At 64.8% G+C, this 16,415-nt stretch carries 18 protein-coding genes; 8 read left to right on the top strand and 10 right to left on the bottom strand.

The genetic code is table 11. The features are described 5' to 3' along the window. Positions 1-133: 133 nt before the first annotated feature. From pstB to pstS, 4 genes are all read right to left on the bottom strand, one after another. On the bottom strand, positions 134-913 hold the full coding sequence (gene pstB / locus QN084_RS11775; protein WP_021471317.1) for a phosphate ABC transporter ATP-binding protein PstB: 780 nt from the start codon (positions 911-913) through the stop codon (positions 134-136). 60 nt (positions 914-973) lie between these two features. Then, positions 974-2,077 carry a phosphate ABC transporter permease PstA gene (pstA, locus tag QN084_RS11770; protein WP_021471318.1) on the bottom strand — a complete coding sequence of 368 codons (1,104 nt, stop codon included), beginning with the start codon at positions 2,075-2,077 and terminating at the stop codon, positions 974-976. Further along, positions 2,078-3,010, bottom strand: a complete 933-nt coding sequence (gene pstC / locus QN084_RS11765) for a phosphate ABC transporter permease subunit PstC (protein ID WP_069696004.1) — start codon at positions 3,008-3,010, stop codon at positions 2,078-2,080. Between the two features lie 137 nt (positions 3,011-3,147). Next, entirely contained in the window at positions 3,148-4,269 is a 1,122-nt protein-coding gene (pstS, locus tag QN084_RS11760) for a phosphate ABC transporter substrate-binding protein PstS (protein ID WP_062094596.1), read from the bottom strand. 217 nt (positions 4,270-4,486) lie between these two features. Between pstS and QN084_RS11755 the strand changes: the two genes are divergently transcribed. Both QN084_RS11755 and QN084_RS11750 read left to right on the top strand, forming a co-directional pair. Further along, complete coding sequence (locus QN084_RS11755) at positions 4,487-5,614, top strand: FUSC family protein (RefSeq protein ID WP_069696003.1); 1,128 nt, start codon at positions 4,487-4,489, stop codon at positions 5,612-5,614. 59 nt (positions 5,615-5,673) lie between these two features. After that, complete coding sequence (locus tag QN084_RS11750; RefSeq protein ID WP_031216176.1) at positions 5,674-6,381, top strand: phosphatase PAP2 family protein; 708 nt, start codon at positions 5,674-5,676, stop codon at positions 6,379-6,381. 306 nt (positions 6,382-6,687) lie between these two features. Here the strand turns inward: QN084_RS11750 and QN084_RS11745 are convergent, their stop codons facing one another. The 4 genes from QN084_RS11745 to QN084_RS11730 form a co-directional block, all read right to left on the bottom strand. Beyond that, positions 6,688-8,085, bottom strand: coding sequence for an FAD-dependent oxidoreductase (locus QN084_RS11745; RefSeq protein WP_069696002.1), 1,398 nt, complete (start codon positions 8,083-8,085; stop codon positions 6,688-6,690). 93 nt (positions 8,086-8,178) lie between these two features. After that, on the bottom strand, positions 8,179-9,156 hold the full coding sequence (gene trxB, locus QN084_RS11740) for a thioredoxin-disulfide reductase (RefSeq protein WP_021471324.1): 978 nt from the start codon (positions 9,154-9,156) through the stop codon (positions 8,179-8,181). Positions 9,157-9,192: 36 nt separating this feature from the next. Continuing rightward, the gene (locus tag QN084_RS11735; RefSeq protein ID WP_021471325.1) at positions 9,193-9,615 is read right to left on the bottom strand and encodes an arsenate reductase ArsC; all 423 of its coding nucleotides are present in this window, start codon (positions 9,613-9,615) and stop codon (positions 9,193-9,195) included. Between the two features lie 181 nt (positions 9,616-9,796). Then, complete coding sequence (locus tag QN084_RS11730; RefSeq protein WP_021471326.1) at positions 9,797-10,471, bottom strand: arsenate reductase/protein-tyrosine-phosphatase family protein; 675 nt, start codon at positions 10,469-10,471, stop codon at positions 9,797-9,799. Between the two features lie 45 nt (positions 10,472-10,516). Here QN084_RS11730 and QN084_RS11725 point away from each other — a divergent pair, with 45 nt between their 5' ends. The 6 genes from QN084_RS11725 to QN084_RS11700 all read left to right on the top strand — a co-directional run bounded on the left by QN084_RS11725 (position 10,517) and on the right by QN084_RS11700 (position 14,217). Continuing rightward, positions 10,517-11,254: an aquaporin gene (locus QN084_RS11725; RefSeq protein ID WP_031216178.1), complete on the top strand. Its 738-nt coding sequence runs from the start codon at positions 10,517-10,519 to the stop codon at positions 11,252-11,254. Between the two features lie 47 nt (positions 11,255-11,301). Continuing rightward, complete coding sequence (locus QN084_RS11720; protein WP_021471328.1) at positions 11,302-11,655, top strand: ArsR/SmtB family transcription factor; 354 nt, start codon at positions 11,302-11,304, stop codon at positions 11,653-11,655. Between the two features lie 23 nt (positions 11,656-11,678). Further along, positions 11,679-12,164, top strand: a complete 486-nt coding sequence (locus tag QN084_RS11715) for a GNAT family N-acetyltransferase (protein WP_031216179.1) — start codon at positions 11,679-11,681, stop codon at positions 12,162-12,164. A 231-nt stretch (positions 12,165-12,395) separates the two neighbouring features. Continuing rightward, the gene (locus QN084_RS11710; protein ID WP_069696050.1) at positions 12,396-12,722 is read left to right on the top strand and encodes an ArsR/SmtB family transcription factor; all 327 of its coding nucleotides are present in this window, start codon (positions 12,396-12,398) and stop codon (positions 12,720-12,722) included. Next, positions 12,719-13,552: a cation diffusion facilitator family transporter gene (locus QN084_RS11705; protein WP_069696000.1), complete on the top strand. Its 834-nt coding sequence runs from the start codon at positions 12,719-12,721 to the stop codon at positions 13,550-13,552. The genes QN084_RS11710 and QN084_RS11705 overlap by 4 nt, the downstream gene beginning before the upstream one ends. Then, a complete protein-coding gene (locus QN084_RS11700; RefSeq protein WP_069695999.1) occupies positions 13,549-14,217 on the top strand; it encodes a DsbA family protein in 669 nt (222 codons plus the stop codon). Before QN084_RS11705 ends, QN084_RS11700 begins: the two co-directional genes overlap by 4 nt. Before the next feature lie 198 nt (positions 14,218-14,415). On the opposite strand, the gene QN084_RS11695 is transcribed toward QN084_RS11700, so the two are convergent. Continuing rightward, positions 14,416-14,727 carry an alkylmercury lyase gene (locus QN084_RS11695; protein ID WP_069695998.1) on the bottom strand — a complete coding sequence of 104 codons (312 nt, stop codon included), beginning with the start codon at positions 14,725-14,727 and terminating at the stop codon, positions 14,416-14,418. A gap of 67 nt (positions 14,728-14,794) precedes the next feature. Further along, positions 14,795-16,393 carry a site-specific integrase gene (locus tag QN084_RS11690; RefSeq protein ID WP_139128019.1) on the bottom strand — a complete coding sequence of 533 codons (1,599 nt, stop codon included), beginning with the start codon at positions 16,391-16,393 and terminating at the stop codon, positions 14,795-14,797. Positions 16,394-16,415: the final 22 nt, after the last annotated feature.

Below are 16,415 nucleotides of genomic sequence, written 5' to 3'. Positions count from 1 at the left end.
CAAAACGCGCACAAATGCGACCTAGTTGGGTGCGGGGGCGGGTACGGAAAAGACGACGGCGGCCGTACCCCCAAGGCGACGGCCGCCGTCGTGATCCGCCGGTCCCCTACGGAAACCGGAGCCTGGACAACCCTTATCCGAAGCGGCCGGACACGTAGTCCTCGGTGGCCTTCTGGGACGGGTTGTTGAAGATGGTGGTGGTGTCCGCGAACTCGATGAGCTTGCCCGGCTTGCCCGTACCGGCAATGTTGAAGAACGCCGTCTTGTCCGAAACGCGGGCGGCCTGCTGCATGTTGTGGGTCACGATCACCACGGTGTACTGGTCCTTGAGCTCGTTGATGAGGTCCTCCACGGCGAGGGTGGAGATCGGGTCCAGCGCGGAGCACGGTTCGTCCATCAGGATCACCTGCGGCTCCACCGCAATGGCGCGGGCAATGCACAGACGCTGCTGCTGGCCGCCGGAAAGGCCGGAACCGGGCTTGTCCAGGCGGTCCTTGACCTCGTTCCACAGGTTGGCGCCCACCAGGGACTTCTCCACGAGTGCGTCGGCTGCGCCCTTGGAGATCTTCTTGTTGTTCAGCTTCACGCCCGCCAGCACGTTGTCACGGATGGACATGGTGGGGAACGGGTTGGGGCGCTGGAAGACCATGCCAACCTGCGTGCGCACGGTCACGGGGTCCACGCCGGGGCCATAGAGGTTATCGCCGTCGAGCAGGACCTCACCCTCGACACGGGCGCCGGGAAGGACCTCGTGCATGCGGTTCAAGGTGCGGAGGAAGGTGGACTTGCCGCAGCCTGACGGGCCAATGAAGGCCGTGACGGACTTGGCTTCGATGTTGATGTTGACGTCCTCAACGGCCAGGAAGTTGCCGTAGTAGACATTCAAGTCTTTGACGTCGATGCGCTTGGACATGGTGTTCCTTTGTTCCTTGGGGGTCTGGAAGTTTTGGGGCGGGACGGGCCGTGGGCCCGGTCAGCGGCCTGTTTTCGGAGCGAAGAGACGGGCGATCAGGCGTGCTCCGAGGTTCAGGAGCATCACCAGGATGATCAGGACCAGGGCCGCACCCCACGCACGCTGGTCCGAGGGGCCGGGGTTGGACGGCGACGTCGGATTCAGGATCTGCGTGTAAATGAACGTGGGCAGGGAGGCCATCCAGCCGCCGAACACGTTGTTGTTGATGGTGGTAGCGAAACCGGCCGTCACCAGGATCGGCGCGGTTTCGCCGATGACCCGGGCGATTGCCAAGGTGACGCCCGAAGCAATACCGGAGATCGCCGTCGGAATAACAACCTTCAGGATGGTGCGCCATTTCCGGACACCGAGCGCGTAGGACGCCTCGCGAAGCTCGTTCGGGACAATCTTGAGCATTTCCTCGCTGGAGCGGACAACCACCGGAATCATCAGGACTGAAAGCGCGACGGCGGCCACCGCACCGGTCTTGGTGCCGGGGCCCACGACTGCGAAGAAGAACGCAGCCGCAAACAGGCCGGCCACGATGGACGGGATGCCGGTCATGACGTCCACGAAGAAGGTGATCGCCTTGGCCAATGGACGGTCGGCACCGTACTCCACCAGGTAGATGGCGGTGAGGAGCCCGACGGGCACGGAAATGACGGTGGCCAGGAGCGTGATCTGTACGGTGCCCAGCAGTGCGTGGTAGATACCGCCGAAGACCGCGCCGCCTTCCTCGACTGCTTTGTTGTCGTAGGCGCCAGTGACCCCGTTCATTGACGTGCTCAGGAAGCCCGGCGTGACAAGCCCGGGGATGCCGTTCACCAGGACGGTCCAAATCACGGAAACCAGGGGCAGGAGCGCCACCAGGAAGGCCCCGACCACCAGGCAGGTGGCCAGCTTGTCCTTGGCTTTGCGGGCACCTTCAACAACACCGCTCCATGCCACCAGGCCGACGGTGAAGAGGATCGCGGAGACAAGCCCCCAGCCGAAGGCGTTGAAGCCGATCAAGGCCAGGATGGCCGCGCCAACGATCAGCGCGACGGCCAGGACTACGTAGGGCGCGAACTTCGGCAGTTGGCCCCTGGTGAGCGCGGAGCGCTTGCGGACTGCTGTGGCGGTCATTTAGTTGGCTCCCGAGAATTCTTTGTGCTTGGTGATGATCCAACGGGCGATCATGTTCACGCCAAGGGTGATGACGAACAGCACCAGGCCTGCGGCGATCAGCGTGTTGACCTTGAGGCCGCTTGCTTCCGGGAAGTTCAGGGCAATTTCGGCGGCGATGGTCTGGTTGCCGGACTGGATCAGGCTCGCAGTCAGGGCGCCGGAGGAGAGCACCAGAGCGACGGCCATGGTCTCGCCGAGCGCGCGGCCCAGGCCCAGCATGATGGCGCTGATGATGCCCGGACGGCCGAACGGGAAGACGGCCATGCGGATCATTTCCCAACGGGTCGCTCCCAGGGCCAGCGCGGCTTCCTCGTGCAGCTTGGGGGTCTGCAGGAAGATTTCGCGGGACAGGGACGTGATGATGGGAAGGACCATGACGGACAGGACGATGCCTGCGGTGAGGATGGTCTTGCCGGTAGCGGAGGCCGGGCCTTGGAAGATCGGGACCCAGCCCAGGTTGTTGGCCAGCCAGTCGTAGGCCGGGGAGATCTCCTTGGCGAGGAACGCCGCGCCCCACGCACCGTAAACAACGGAAGGGATGGCGGCAAGGAGGTCCACCACGTAGCCCAGGCCTGCGGCAAGCCGGCGGGGTGCGTAGTGCGAGATGAACAGTGCGACGCCGATTGCCACAGGCGTGGCGATGACGAGGGCGATCACGGCGGCAATGAGCGTACCCACCACGATCGGGGCGATGTAGGCAAAGAAGCCGTGCCCGCCTTGGATGTCCTCCGGAGGTGCGACCAGTGCCGGGATGGCCTGGACTACCAGGAACAGCGCGACTCCGAAGAGAACCGCGAGAATCAGGCACCCTGCGGCCAAGGCGGCCCCGGAGAAAACCTTGTCCCCGGTGCGTCCTGCGCCTTGGGAGGTTGTCAGGGAGTTGGTGGTCACTTCACGATCCTTAAGTCTGGAGTGAACTGGTCTTGCATGGCTAAGTTCCCTGCCCCGGAACGGTGGCTTCTGGCCACCGGCATCCGGGACAGGGAACTTCAGTGTTCAGCCGGTCCGGGCAAGCCCGCCGGGAAACCTTAGGCTTTGGCCTTGATTGTGTCGATGGCGGCCTTGGCCTTGTCCTGCAGCGCCTTGGAAAGCGGTGCGGACTTTGCGGCGTCAGCTGCGGTCTTCTGGCCCTCGTCGGAGACGACGTAGGTTTCGAAGGCCTTGACCAGGTCAGCCACGTCCTTGGTTTCATACGTGGTGCACACAACGTGGTAGGAGACGAGCACTACCGGGTAAGCGCCGGAAGCGGTGGTCTTGCGGTCCAGCTTGATGGCAACGTCGTTGGTGGCGCGGCCTTCAACGGGCTTGCCTGCTTCAACAGCCTTGGCAGCGGCCTCAGCGGAGATCTTGACGAACTCCTCGCCGACCTTGATGGATGCGGTGCCCAGCTTGCCGGAGACGGCGGAGTCATCAGCGTAGGTCACGGCACCGGGGGTGTCGGTGACGGTCTTGACGACGCCGGAGGTGCCCTTGGCGTTCTCGCCCTTCAGGGATGCGGGCCAAACGCCTGCAGCCTTATCCGTCCAAACCTCGGGAGCAGCAGCTGCCAGGTAGTCGGTGAAGTTGGAGGTGGTACCGGAGTCGTCAGAGCGGTTGACCGGGGTGACCTTGAGGTCCGGCAGGCTGACGCCTTCGTTGAGGGCGGCAATAGCGGGATCGTTCCAGTTGGTGATCTCGCCGCGGAAGATTTTGGCTACGGTGGTGGCGTCAAGCTTCAGTTCAGTGATGCCCGGAACGTTGAAAGCAACAGCGATCGGGGAGATGTACACCGGGATGTTGATTGCGCCATCGGGACCGCACTTGGCCTTGGAGGCTTCCAGCTCCTCATCCTTCAGGTAGGCGTCGGAACCGGCGAACTGGGCCGAACCGTCGACGATGGCCTTGCGGCCTGCACCGGAACCATCCGGAGAGTACTGAACCGTGGCGCCCTGGTTGGCGGCAGAGAAGCCGGCCTTCCATGCGTCCATGGCGGCGCCGGTGGAGGAGGCGCCGATGCCCGTGAGGGTGCCGGTGACCTTGGTACCGGATGCGGCGGACTGCGTGCCGGCGGAGGTGCCGGTTGCGTTGTCGGAACCACAAGCGGTGAGCGCGAGTGCGCCAGCTGCGATGACCGCGATGGCCGCGGTACGGCCGAAGTGAGTTGCCTTCACTTGTATGTGCCCCTTCCAGGGATTTCAGATGCTGCCGAACGGAGATTTCGGCGCGGGTGATCTGTGGACCTTTTGTGCCTTAACTGAAGGTATGGAGCGCAGGTAACGGGACCTGTGGCGGAAAGTGAACGGAAAGTGAACGACGGCGGACCATTGGGTTATGTGGCGCGTGCCACCTTGAGGTTGGTGGCAGGTTTCCGCAAATAGACTGGAAGGCATGGCCGCCACGAAGGGACTCTCCGCAAGCAAGAGGTTTGTGCGTACCCGGCTGAGGACCGGCCTGGTGCGGAGCCGGAACTCACTGGTGCCCGCCATCCAGATGACCGTGTGCGCGGTGGGTGCTTACGCGTTTGCCGAATACGTCCTCGGCCACCAAGGCCCCCTGTTCGCCGCAACGTCATCCTTGATTGCGCTGGGGTTCTCCCGCGATCCACGCCTGCGTCGCGTGATCGAGGTCGGTTTGGGCTGTACGCTCGGCATCGTTGTAGGCGACCTCCTGCTCCACTGGCTGGGCGCCGGGATCTGGCAGGCCGCCGTCGTACTTCTTTTCTCCATCCTGCTGGCCAGGTTCCTGGACAGCGGCACCATCTTCACCACCCAGCTGGGCCTGCAGTCGCTCTTGGTGGTGCTGCTGCCGGCGCCGGCCGGCGGGCCGTTCACGCGCAGCCTGGACGCAGTGGTGGGCGGACTGTTCGCGCTCCTGGTGACCGTCCTCATGCCGAAGGACCCACGCCGGGAGCCGCGGAAGGACATCCGGAAGATCTTGGACGAGCTCGCGGAAATCCTGCGCGACTGCGCGAAGGCGATGATCGACAGTGACTCCACCGCCGCGTGGCATGCGCTGATCCGCGGCCGCAACTGCCAGGCGCTGGTGGATCGTATGCGGCAGACGCTGCGGGCATCCGGGGAGGTGGCAACGCTCGCTCCCGCGCATCGACGGCACAGGGATGAACTGGCCGGGCTGGAGCATTCCCTGGAGTACATCGACCTCGCGCTGCGTAACAGCCGGGTCTTTGCCCGCAGGCTGACCAGCGCGATCAACCACGCGGCGCTCTCCGATGAGGCGATCGACAACATCGCCGAAGTCCTGCAGGAGACCGCCGCAGCAATCGATGAGTTGACCCTCGGTTTGGCGGAGCAGAACGACGGCGCCCGACGGGCCCACATGCGGCGTGCCCGCACCGAGCTGACCATGGTGGCCTCGCGCGTGCACCCGAAAATGCTCGATGTGCAGCGGTTGGAGGGGGAGGCCGTGGTGATGCTGTTCAGGCCGCTCCTGGTGGACCTGCTTGAAGCCAGCGGCCTGGATCCGGAAGAGGCGCGCTCGGTTTTGCCGCGGCTCTGACTTGGGCCTTGCGCGCCCGCTCCCAGCGAAGGCCCAAGTCCGCTGTGGATAATGGAGCGATGCTCCCTGCGTCATCAATGCGTTCCCCGGCGCGATTCCGGCCCGGCCCTCCCCTGCGGCCGCGCCAGCGTGTGCTGTTCCTTTGGGCCGGCGCCCTGTTCGTGGCCGGAGATGCCATCTTCTGGTTGATGTTTGCCGCTGTCCTGTCCTCCAGCGGGCTGGCAACCCTTGACGGAACAGTCCACACGTTGGTCGTGGATTCGCGCAGTCCCCAGGTAAACGGCTTCCTCGCGGCGGTTTCCGGACTGACTTCGCCAACGGTCACGTCGATCGCCGCGGGAGTGATTGCCGTGGTCTGGGCTGTATGGAAGCGGGAGCTGTGGCGTCCTGCCGTGCTGTTGGGAGCCATGCTTGTCTCAGTGGTGCTTGCCACCGTGGTCAAACTGGAAGTGACCCGCTCCCGGCCGCCTTCCACGGATTTCCTGCTTGGGCCCGACGACGCCCTGTCCTTCCCCTCCGGCCACACCCTCGGCGCCTCGGTACTGGCGTTCGTCCTCGCCTACCTGCTGTGCTCCCGTTCCTGGACGCGTACGACGGCGGTCCTGGCGTATGGTGCCGCCGCTGTCCTGACGCTGCTGGTCGCCTACAGCCGGCTCTACCTGGGATATCACTGGCTCACCGATGTTGTAGCTTCACTGGGAGTTGCGCTTGGCGTCTTGGGCCTGGCGGTGTTCGTGGACGCCGCGAGGAACGGGCGGGGCGGGTAGGTTCTTGCGGCCGACGAGTAGGACCAAGTAGTGGGCCCCTGTGAGGCACCGATATAACGAGTACCGACTACTGGTGTCCCCGGTTCCGCCGGACGGTTAACTGTTTCTTGGAAGGCCGGACAAGCCCCAAGCATCGCCGGAATTCTACTTCGCAACACCGCATCGGTGGTCTCCGCAACCGGTGCTCCGGCCGCCGCAGGGCGGTCCGGCCCATGACGAAGCCGGCGGCGACAGAGTCTTCTGAGACCGAGACTCTCCCCCCAGCCGCCGCCGGCTTCAAGGCCGGCTGGCCGTCACTTCATCACTTTAATTGGGCTGGTTTTGGCCCGGACGCCCGTGCGCCAGCCCGGTCGGGAACCCGACGAACGCCGGCTCCGGAGCCGAGCAGCAACCTTGGGACTCTTGCTCTTCGGTCGCGGGGGTCGTGTTGGCGGGGACGTCGCAGCTGGCGCCGATATCGGCGGAGCAAACACCCGTTTCGGGCAGATCCAGATGGACAGTGTCGGCGGCTTCGTGGTCTCCGGCAAGGGCGGCCGCGACGGAGCGGACTTGCTCGTAGCCGGTGGCAAGCAGAAACGTCGGGGCCCGGCCGTACGACTTCATCCCGACAATGTAGAAGTCCTTTTCCGGATGGGCGAGAAGCTTCGCGCCGTGGGGTGGGACGGTCCCGCAGGAGTGGAATTCGGGGTCGATGAGGGGGCCGAGTTCGGTGGGTGCTTCAACGGCCGGGTCCAGGTTCAGGCGCAGTTCCCGCAGGATATCCAGATCGGGCCGGAAACCGGTGCACGGGACGATGACGTCGGCCTCGAGGGTGCGCCCGTCCACGGCCTCGACCGTGACACCCGTGTTGAGGGTTTTGATGGTGCTGATCCCGTACCCGGTATGCAGTTCGATGGTGCCTGCCTCGACAAGGCGGCGCAGCCGGGAGCCGAGCTGGCCGCGGGCCGGGAGCCCGTCGGCGTCACCGCCACCGTAAACCTTCTCAGCGCTCGCGCCGCGGACGGCCCAGAGGATCCGGGTGGTGGGCTCTGTTTTGGCCAGGTCGTTCAGGTTAATCAGGGTATTCGCCGCCGAGTGGCCGGCACCGACAACCAGTACACGGCGGCCGGCGAATGCTTCGCGGTCCCGGCCGGTGACGTCGGGCAGGGGCGATGAGATCCGCGCACCGGCTTGTTCTTCGCCGATGGCGGACAGGCCGGACGTGCCCAGCGGGTTGCGCGTGGACCAGGTTCCGGAGGCGTCGATGACCGCGGCTACGGTGTGGTCCCGGATCTCCCCGTTGCCGTGGTCAACGCGGACGGTGAATGCGGTGGTGTCCCGGTTCTTGCTGTGGGTTTTGTCCAGGCCCTGCCGGGTGACGGCAATGACTCGTGCGTTGGTGTGGAGGCGGGACGCGATCGGTTCCGTGGCGGCCAGCGGGGTGAGGTAGTTGTCTATGAGTTCGCCGCCGTAGGGCAGGGCGGTGGGGCGCGGGTGCTCCCAACCGGTTTGTTCGAGCAGCCGCACGGCTGCGGCGTCGGTGTTGAACCGCCACGGGGAGAACAGCCGGGTGTGCCTCCAGTGCTCGATCGCGGAGCCCGCGGTGGGGCCCGCTTCGAAGATGACCGGGTCCAGGCCCTGTTCGAGCAGGTGCGCCGCGGCGGCGAGCCCTACCGGGCCTGCACCGATCACGGCGATGGGAAGGGCGCTGGTGGCTGTATCCATGACTGTCCTCTGTTCTCTGTGTCCGTTGGTGCGGCGGTTTCGGGGTGCCTGCCGGTCCGGCGGGGGCATCCAGTTCACCCCCTGATCGTGTGCTTAGGCGTGGGTGGGTTCTTCGACCAGGGCGGTGGCGATGCTGTCTGCGTCCTCCAGCGCGGCGAGGTAGCGTTCGGCGTCCAATGCTGCCGCGCATCCTGTGCCGGCGGCGGTGATGGCCTGCCGGTAGCGGTGGTCCACGGCGTCCCCGCAGGCGAAAACACCGGAGAGGTTGGTGAGCGTGGTGGGTGAGTCAACCTTGATGTAGCCCTCGTTGTCCAGCTCGACCTGTCCGGTGACCAGTTCGGTGCGGGGCAGGTGACCGATCGCGACGAAGATCCCGGTCGCGTCCTGGTGGCGGGTTTCCCCGGTGCGGGTGTCTGTCAAGGTGACACCGGTGACCTTGGTGTCGCCGTGGATGGCGGTGATGGCGGAATTGAAGGCGAAACTGATCTTGGGGTTGTCCTTGGCGCGCTGGGCCATAATCCGGGAGGCCCGGAGTTCGTCCTTGCGGACCACGACGGTGACGGACTTGGCGAAGCGGGTCAGGAATGTCGCTTCTTCCATGGCCGAGTCCCCGCCCCCGACGACGATGATGTCCTGGTCCTTGAAGAAGAACCCGTCGCAGGTGGCGCACCAGGACACCCCGTGACCGGACAGTTTCTTCTCTTCGGCCAGGCCGAGTTCCTTATAAGCCGAGCCAGTCGCGAGGATGACAGCCGGGGCCTCATGCGTCTCGCCGGCGCCCGTGACCACGCGCTTAAGGTGACCGGTGAGATCAACTTCGGTGACGTCGTCGAACACCACCTGCGCACCAAACTTCTCAGCCTGTTCCTGCAGACCGTCCATCAGTTCGGGGCCTTGGATCCCGCCTGGGAAGCCCGGGAAGTTCTCCACCTCGGTGGTGTTCATCAGCGCCCCGCCGGCGGTGACGGACCCGGCCAGGACCAAAGGCTTGAGGCCGGCGCGGGCGGCGTAAATGGCTGCGGTGTACCCGGCAGGGCCGGAGCCGATGATGATCAGTTGTTCGGTGCTCACGAAACTGCTCCTAAGAGAGAGACTGGAAGGGCCGGGTTATTTGGCGGCTGGGATCAGGGAAGCGATCAGGTCCTCGATGCGGCTCTTGATCTCGTCCCGGATCGGACGGACCGCCTCCACACCCTGCCCTGCCGGGTCTTCCAGGACCCAGTCCTCGTAGCGCTTGCCGGGGAAGTACGGGCATTCGTCCCCGCAGCCCATCGTGATCACAACGTCCGAGGCCTGCACGGCCTCGGTGGTCAGGACCTTCGGGATCTCGGCGGACATGTCGATGCCGAGTTCGGCCATGGCCTCGACGGCTGCGGGATTGACCTTGTCCGCAGGCTGGGAACCGGCGGAGCGGACCTCGATCGCGCCGTGCGCCAGAGTGGTCAGGAACGCTGCGGCCATCTGGGACCGGCCGGCGTTGTGGACGCAGACGAACAGAACGGACGGCTTCTTGACGGTTTCGGTGCTCATAAGGAGTTCTCCTGGGTTTGGGTTGGGTGAGCTGTTCGGCTTGGCTATTCGGGGCCGCAACCCACACCCTCCAGATATTGATGTTCGTCGATGTAGGGAGTATTTCCCAAAACATTGATGATTGTCAATATTTAGATGAGGCGAGGTTTGGCCCCGGCGTTTGGGTGGTTGGCGTGGGTGTTCAGGCGGCGTGCAAACGTGGGGCGAGGTCGCTGATTCGGCGGGTGATGTCCTGGTAGGCGTGCTCGAAAGCGGCGGGGGTGCCGGACCGGACGGGGTCCGGAACGGACCAGTGAATATTGCTTGGCGGGGCGGCGAGCTCTTCGTGGGCACTGTCGCAAACGGTGATGATGAAGTCGCGCCCGTCGGCGACGTCATCCAGGTGCTGCGGAGCACGGTGGCCGAGGTCCAGCCCATGCCGGGCCGCGATCTCGATGGCCCCGGGAGCGATGCGTTCGGCGGGGTGGGTACCCGCGGAAGCGGCCGGGATATCGCTGGCCTGCCGCCAGAGGGCGGTAGCCAGTTGGGAGCGGGCACTGTTGTGGGTGCACACGAACAACACCCGGCGCACGGCATGCCCGACACCGGGAGTAAGACCATCCAGGGAGCCAGGGGTGAGCCTGAGGTAGCTGCGGCGCTTGTCTGCTTCGGAGCGGTGCCGCCCGACCAGGCCTGCAACCTCGAGGGTGCGCAGGTGGTGGGAGAGCAGGTTGGAGGGGATGCGAAGCTCGGCCTGCAGTTCGCTGGGCGAGTAGTCACCCAAGGTGAGCAGATCCACGATCCGCAGCCGGGCAGCGTCGGCCAGGGCCGCATGCTTCGCTAGCCGAACGTCAAAGGTGGTTCGCTCAGTTTCCATTGGTTCAATTTTGACTGAGATAATTTTCCGGGTCAAGCTTGTGGCATGACTTCACAGCAGCCGCCATTGTGGCGCCGCGCCTTGGCCGAACTGATCGGCACCTGCCTGCTTGTCGCCGTCGTGGTCGGGTCCGGGATCGCCGCGCAGCAGTTGTCCCCGAACGACGTCGGCCTGCAGTTGCTGGAAAACAGCACCGCCACGGTGCTGGGGCTCACGGTGCTGATCCTGGTGTTCGGCCCCGTCAGCGGGGGGCACTTCAACCCGGTCGTTTCCGCGGCGGACTGGTTCCTGGGCCGGCGCCATGGCACCGGACTGAACCTGACCGAACTCGGCACCTACGCAGTGGCGCAAGTCGCTGGTGCGATCGGCGGCAGCGTCCTGGCCAACGTGATGTTCGACCTCGGGACCTCGATCTCAACCAAGGACCGCACCACGCCGGGGCACCTGGTTGCCGAAGCCGTCGCCACTGCCGGGCTCGTCCTTCTCATCTTCTCCCTGGCCCGCACAAACCGCGGACTGCTGGCCGCCCCGGCGGTCGGGGCATACATCGGGGCCGCATACTGGTTCACGTCCTCGACCTCGTTCGCGAACCCAGCCGTGACCATCGGCCGGATTTTCACAGATACCTTCGCAGGCATCGCCCCGGTCTCCGTTCCCGGCTTCATCCTCGCCCAGATCGCTGGCGCCGCACTGGGCCTGGGCCTACTACTGGCCCTGTTCCCCGCGGCTGGGAGTGCCGCGGACGACGTCGTCGTTCCGCACCGCGCCAAAGAGACGGCCTGACCGCAACTTGATATTGATGCTTGTCAATATTAGGGCATAATGGGGAGATGACTTCTCCGCTGACCCTCGAACCGGCTACTACCGCCGACCGTGGCTGCTGCGCCCCCGACGCTGCTACCCTCGATGCGGAGGACGCCAAGCAGCGGGCCCTGGTCTTCAAGGCCCTGGCCGACCCGAACCGGCTCCGGCTGCTCTCCATCGTCAAGGCCTCATCCACCGGCGAAGCGTGCGTGTGCGACCTCCCCGGGCCGCTGGAACTGAGCCAACCGACCGTGTCCCACCACCTCAAAGTGCTGGTAGAGGCCGGGCTGCTGCACCGGGAGAAGCGCGGCACGTGGGCTTACTTCTCCCTCGTCCCCGGCGCCCTCGATGAGGTCGCCGCGACGCTCGCCACGCTGTGAGCCCCGCAGCGCCGATCAGGGCAATGCAGCCCGGGGACTGGCCCGCGGTGCGAAGGATCTACCAGGAAGGGATCGACGGCGGCCACGCCACGTTCGAATCCACCGCCCCCGACTGGGAGGCGTTCAACACCACGCGGCTCCCCGGCCACCGCCACGTCGCCGGCCTACCCGGCCGGGCCGCCCTGGGCTGGGCAGCCGTCACGCCGGTGTCTTCCCGGACCGCATACGCCGGAGTGGTCGAACACTCCATCTACGTCAGCACGGACGCCCACGGTCAGGGCATCGGCGCCGCCCTGCTCCAGGCACTGATCGCCTCCACCGAGAGCGCAGGGATCTGGACTATTCAATCCAGCGTCTTCCCCGAAAACGAACCCAGCCTCAAACTCCACCAGGCCCACGGCTTCACAGTAGTCGGACGCCGCAATCGCATCGCCCGCATGCCGCACGGTCCACTCGCCGGGCAATGGCGCGACACACTCCTCATCGAACGGCGTTCCGCACTGATCTGATGGCCTCGTAGCACTGGCGGCCGGGCCACGGCGAAGAGTCGCCTCGGATGCGTTCGATTAAGAATACTGGCGGACCTCCATGTAGCTTTCCACCAAATAGGGCCAGGTTTTTCATCCATGGGTGTTCGTCTGACTGGGCGTTGTAAGCGTGAAGACTGGCAGCCCGGGGCGGGGTCGAAGAAGCTCAAGTACAGAATTGCGTGAATACAGTCATCGATGTACTTTGTTCGTATGGAGACGCTCACTCACGCACCTGTGCTGGCCCGGTTCGGGTATGCGGTGTCAGACCCAACCCGCGCCCGGATCCTTCTGGCACTCTCTGACGCCCCGTCATATCCCTCGGATCTGGCAGATTCGTTGGGGGTCTCGAGGCAGAGCATGTCCAACCATCTGACGTGTCTGCGGGGTTGTGGGCTCGTTGTGGCCGTCCCTGATGGGCGGCGGAGCCGGTATGAACTGGCAGATGCCAGGCTTGGTCACGCCATCAAAGATCTGATCGGTGTTGTCCTCGCGGTCGATCCGGCCTGCTGCGCGCCGGACGGGACGTGCCTGGTATGAGCGCGGTCCTTGAAGCTCCTGCCTCTGAGCGCCGGCTTGTCCTGAGGCGTCGCATCCGCCTGTTCGCGGCCGCAACCATCACTTATAACGTCATCGAGGCGGTCGTGGCGCTCTGGGCCGGAGGGGTTGCTGACTCTTCGGCGCTGATCGGATTCGGGCTCGATTCAGTCATCGAGGTTACTTCGGCTCTGGCGTTGTCCTGGCAGTTCTCCGCCAAGGACCCGGAGAAGCGTGAGCACCTGACATTGCGGATCATTGCCATCTCCTTCTTCGCCCTGGCCGCGTTCGTGGCTGTGGACGCTGTCCGCTCACTAACAGGCGCGGGAGAGGCCCAGCACTCAACCCCGGGCATCGTTATCGCTGCGTTGAGTTTGGCGATCATGCCCGTGCTGTCGTGGGCCCAACGCCGTGCCGGGCGGGAGCTCGGTTCCAGGACCGCCGTCGCCGATTCCAAACAAACCCTGCTCTGCACCTACCTCTCCGCCGTTCTGCTGATCGGTCTGATCCTGAACAGCACCCTGGGCTGGTGGTGGGCCGATGCCGGCGCGGCACTGGTCATTGCCGGTATCGCCGTCCGCGAAGGCATCAACGCCTGGAAAGGCGAAGCTTGCTGCGCTGTCCCGCATGCCGATCACGGCCACGCTGACGAAGATGATGACGACTGCTGCGCGCCCACTTCTGAGGCGTCACCAGTGTCCGCTCCGGTAGTCGTCGAACTCGCGCGGCCAGCCGCCGCAGAGCCAGCGGATACTTGCTGCGCAGGCTGCGGATCGGATGCCGTGGCGGAGCCTGTCAGTGTGAAGCTTGGATCAAAGCCGGCTGATCGATGAGCGCAGTCATTTCCGGCCGAAGGGTCCGCATCGCGATTTGGATCCTTCTCGGCGCGATAGTCGGTGCCGGCGTGATCTGGTACGCAGTGCTTACCGCCAACAAGCCGGCTCCGGCCGCCCCACTCGCGGCCACTGACGCCCAGCTCGTCAGGGAGAACAGTCACCGGGTCACGGGCCCGGCCACCGAGAAGGCCCAGCTGGTCGAGTTCCTGGACTTCGAGTGTGAATCATGCCGCGCCGCTGAACCCTTGGTGGAGGAACTGAAGAAGGAATACGGGGACCGGATCACGTTCGTCCACCGCTACTTCCCGTTGCCCGGCCACCGGAACTCCGGGACCGCCGCGTTGGCTGTGGAAGCCGCCGCCCAGCAGGGAAAGTACCAGGAGATGGCCTCCAAACTCTTCGCAACCCAACCCGATTGGGGCGAAAAACGCGACTCCCAAGCGGCTCTGTTCAGGACGTTCGCCCAGGAACTCGGTTTGGACCTGGCGCAGTACGATGCCGCGGTCGCAGACCAAAGCACCAAGGACCGGATCAGCCAGGACGTCGCCGACGGCAAAGCCCTCGGCGTGACCGGCACCCCTACGTTCTTCCTGAACGGAAAGAAACTCACCCTGAACACCGAAGCCCAATTCCGGCAGCTCCTCGACGAGGCCGCGCGTTAAGGCCGCGGTCGGAAACACCAGCCGGCGGCGAAGCTAAGGGCTGAGGGGCTGTGACATCAGCGTTGGTTGGGGATGTCCCGTCGGAGCCGTAGCGCGACCCATAGACCGCAGCGACGGCATATGTAGGTGGGTTCGGAGCCGAGAGCGTGGAGTTTGCTGCGTTGCATCGTTCTGCCGCAGCACGAGCAGGTCGCGGTGTCAGATTCCACTGCTCGTCAGCGCTTCTGCTAGCTGATCAACAGTCGGTAGGCCGTCAAAGCCATCCGGAGTCATGTAGATACGGCAGGCCAGCTCGCTTGCGGGCGCGCCCGCTGGGAAGATGTCGGTTCCGTTCAGAGTGATCGTCGGCGAGCCGGCGAACCCGGTGTTCTCGATATCTGTCGCTGACTTGAGTACCCGAAGATGAACTTCAACGTCGCCGCGGCCCACGCAGCTCAGGGCCTCTTTGAGACGCTCGTAGGCTTTGACTGTGTTGGGGCACCCATCAATGTGCAGCAGTTCCAGTCTCATAGGACCATTGTCCCCATCATGCCGCGTGCTGCGGTAGGACCGCTTTGGACCCGTCCGTTGCCGGGGGTCAAGGGTTCCCCGGGTTGGGGTGCTGGACGTTTGTGGGCAGGTTTCTGGCGGTGCCCGCCGATACGGTCGCGTACCAGCGGGTGGCTGTCAGTCTGTGAAGCCCGGTAAGACGGGCAAGGACGGCTGGCGGGAGTTGCAGCGCGAGTTGTCCAAGTGCCGCGCCGCGAACTGTTTTCGCAGATATTCCGATGGCCGCGAGTCTGCTCGAGAGTGTGTGCGGGACGATCGGCCGTCCGTGGAGATGCCCTGGGTAGAGCCAGTAGTTCTCTTCGCCATCCCCGCCAAAGCGTTTTATGACTCTGTCGGCTTTGGCTTGACGTGCGTACTCTGTGAGCTGAACGGGTAGCTGCAGCGGGTCCGGGCCGAACCGGATCATGGCGTGTCCGTTGTGGAAAGTGATGTCCTCTACGCGCAGTGCGGCGATCTGGTGGGGCCGGAACCCGTAGAGGATCACCAGGATGGCGGCCAGGCGCAGCCCAGGGTCCTCAATTCCATCCGGATCCATCGACCTGCGCAAGAGCTGGGCTCGTTCGCTTTCTGCCGATGCTGAGGGGATCGCCAGAGGCGTCGGCTGCGGGTATTGGGCCTCGAGCCCGGTATTGATCCCGGTCGCCCTGCACCATTTGAGGAACATTCGCACATTGCCGCGATAGGTGTTCCCTCGCACGATCCACTGGTCGACGTCTCGCTGTCGTGCGGAACGAATCCCGAGGTTTTGTTCGTGAAGGAACCCGAGGAATGCATGCACCATCTTCAGTTCCTTTCGCCTCCACGCCCATTTGGCGGGGCTAAGGACACCGTTCCTGGCTTGGCGGAGGTGCCGCCAGCGCGCATATCTGATGAACGCCATCCGGTCACCCGGGTCGCCGATGGACGCGGCTTGGTCATCGACCCAGGCCTCGAAGCTGAGGAGATCTTCGTTGCGTTCAGGCAGCGCCCCGTGGGCCACGAGGAAGGACCGCAGCCGCCGGGTGGCCGCGTCCTGGCCGAGCGAATCCAGCCCATCATGGGTCACCGTTGCCCGTCCTTCCTTGAGTTCGCGCAACAGCAGCGGCAGTTTTCCGCGGGCGAGCGAGGCGTGAACGTGGAGTCCGTCTGCTGCGAGCAGGACGTCAGTGGCTACTTTGAGGACCGGCCAGCTCTGGGCGATGTCCGTGAGGGCATCGTCCAAAGCGTCCTTGGCACGGCATTCCCTGCATGGCTTCTCTTTGTTGAGGTACTCCCAGACCGGGCATCGGGCGCACGGGCGCACAATCTCCGGGTGTTTGCGTCGGCATTCTGCGCACAACGCCTGCCCATGGGTTCTTCCAGCCATGGTCCTCAGCTCACCGCAATGGTCACAGGTGATCTGGGCGCCATGGGTCCCCGGCAAGTGCCGCTGGCCGAAGACCTTGTGCGGGATATCGAGCTCACGCAGTTCATCGGTGAGGGCGAGCAGCAACGGGCTCCGTCTGCCGGCGGCCCGGGACGAGGCAAGTCCTCGGACCTTGAGATCGAACCACACCCGCAGGCGGTCACTGCGGTCCGGTAAAGACCAGGCGACGGCACGGGAAACATCCATGGGGTGGGGCTGATAGCCGGCCAACAGTTCGATCAACCGATCACACAGCCTGGTCGTC

This window comes from Paenarthrobacter sp. R1, from assembly GCF_030264015.1.
GTDB classification, from domain to species: domain Bacteria; phylum Actinomycetota; class Actinomycetes; order Actinomycetales; family Micrococcaceae; genus Arthrobacter; species Arthrobacter ureafaciens.
Note: the sequence above shows the minus strand (reverse complement) of the source record. Positions and strands in the feature narration are given on the sequence as shown.

Excerpts from the sequence above, each read along its gene's own strand:
- QN084_RS11735 (WP_021471325.1), bottom strand. The coding sequence starts at position 9,615 with ATGAGCACCGAAACCGTCAAGAAGCCGTCCGTTCTGTTCGTCTGCGTC.
- QN084_RS11745 (WP_069696002.1), bottom strand. The coding sequence starts at position 8,085 with ATGGATACAGCCACCAGCGCCCTTCCCATCGCCGTGATCGGTGCAGGC.
- QN084_RS11710 (WP_069696050.1), top strand. The coding sequence starts at position 12,396 with ATGGAGACGCTCACTCACGCACCTGTGCTGGCCCGGTTCGGGTATGCG.
- QN084_RS11750 (WP_031216176.1), top strand. The coding sequence starts at position 5,674 with ATGCTCCCTGCGTCATCAATGCGTTCCCCGGCGCGATTCCGGCCCGGC.
- QN084_RS11715 (WP_031216179.1), top strand. The coding sequence starts at position 11,679 with ATGCAGCCCGGGGACTGGCCCGCGGTGCGAAGGATCTACCAGGAAGGG.
- QN084_RS11730 (WP_021471326.1), bottom strand. The coding sequence starts at position 10,471 with ATGGAAACTGAGCGAACCACCTTTGACGTTCGGCTAGCGAAGCATGCG.
- pstA (WP_021471318.1), bottom strand. The coding sequence starts at position 2,077 with ATGACCGCCACAGCAGTCCGCAAGCGCTCCGCGCTCACCAGGGGCCAA.
- QN084_RS11700 (WP_069695999.1), top strand. The coding sequence starts at position 13,549 with ATGAGCGCAGTCATTTCCGGCCGAAGGGTCCGCATCGCGATTTGGATC.
- pstB (WP_021471317.1), bottom strand. The coding sequence starts at position 913 with ATGTCCAAGCGCATCGACGTCAAAGACTTGAATGTCTACTACGGCAAC.
- QN084_RS11755 (WP_069696003.1), top strand. The coding sequence starts at position 4,487 with ATGGCCGCCACGAAGGGACTCTCCGCAAGCAAGAGGTTTGTGCGTACC.
- QN084_RS11725 (WP_031216178.1), top strand. The coding sequence starts at position 10,517 with ATGACTTCACAGCAGCCGCCATTGTGGCGCCGCGCCTTGGCCGAACTG.
- QN084_RS11705 (WP_069696000.1), top strand. The coding sequence starts at position 12,719 with ATGAGCGCGGTCCTTGAAGCTCCTGCCTCTGAGCGCCGGCTTGTCCTG.
- QN084_RS11720 (WP_021471328.1), top strand. The coding sequence starts at position 11,302 with ATGACTTCTCCGCTGACCCTCGAACCGGCTACTACCGCCGACCGTGGC.
- QN084_RS11695 (WP_069695998.1), bottom strand. The coding sequence starts at position 14,727 with ATGAGACTGGAACTGCTGCACATTGATGGGTGCCCCAACACAGTCAAA.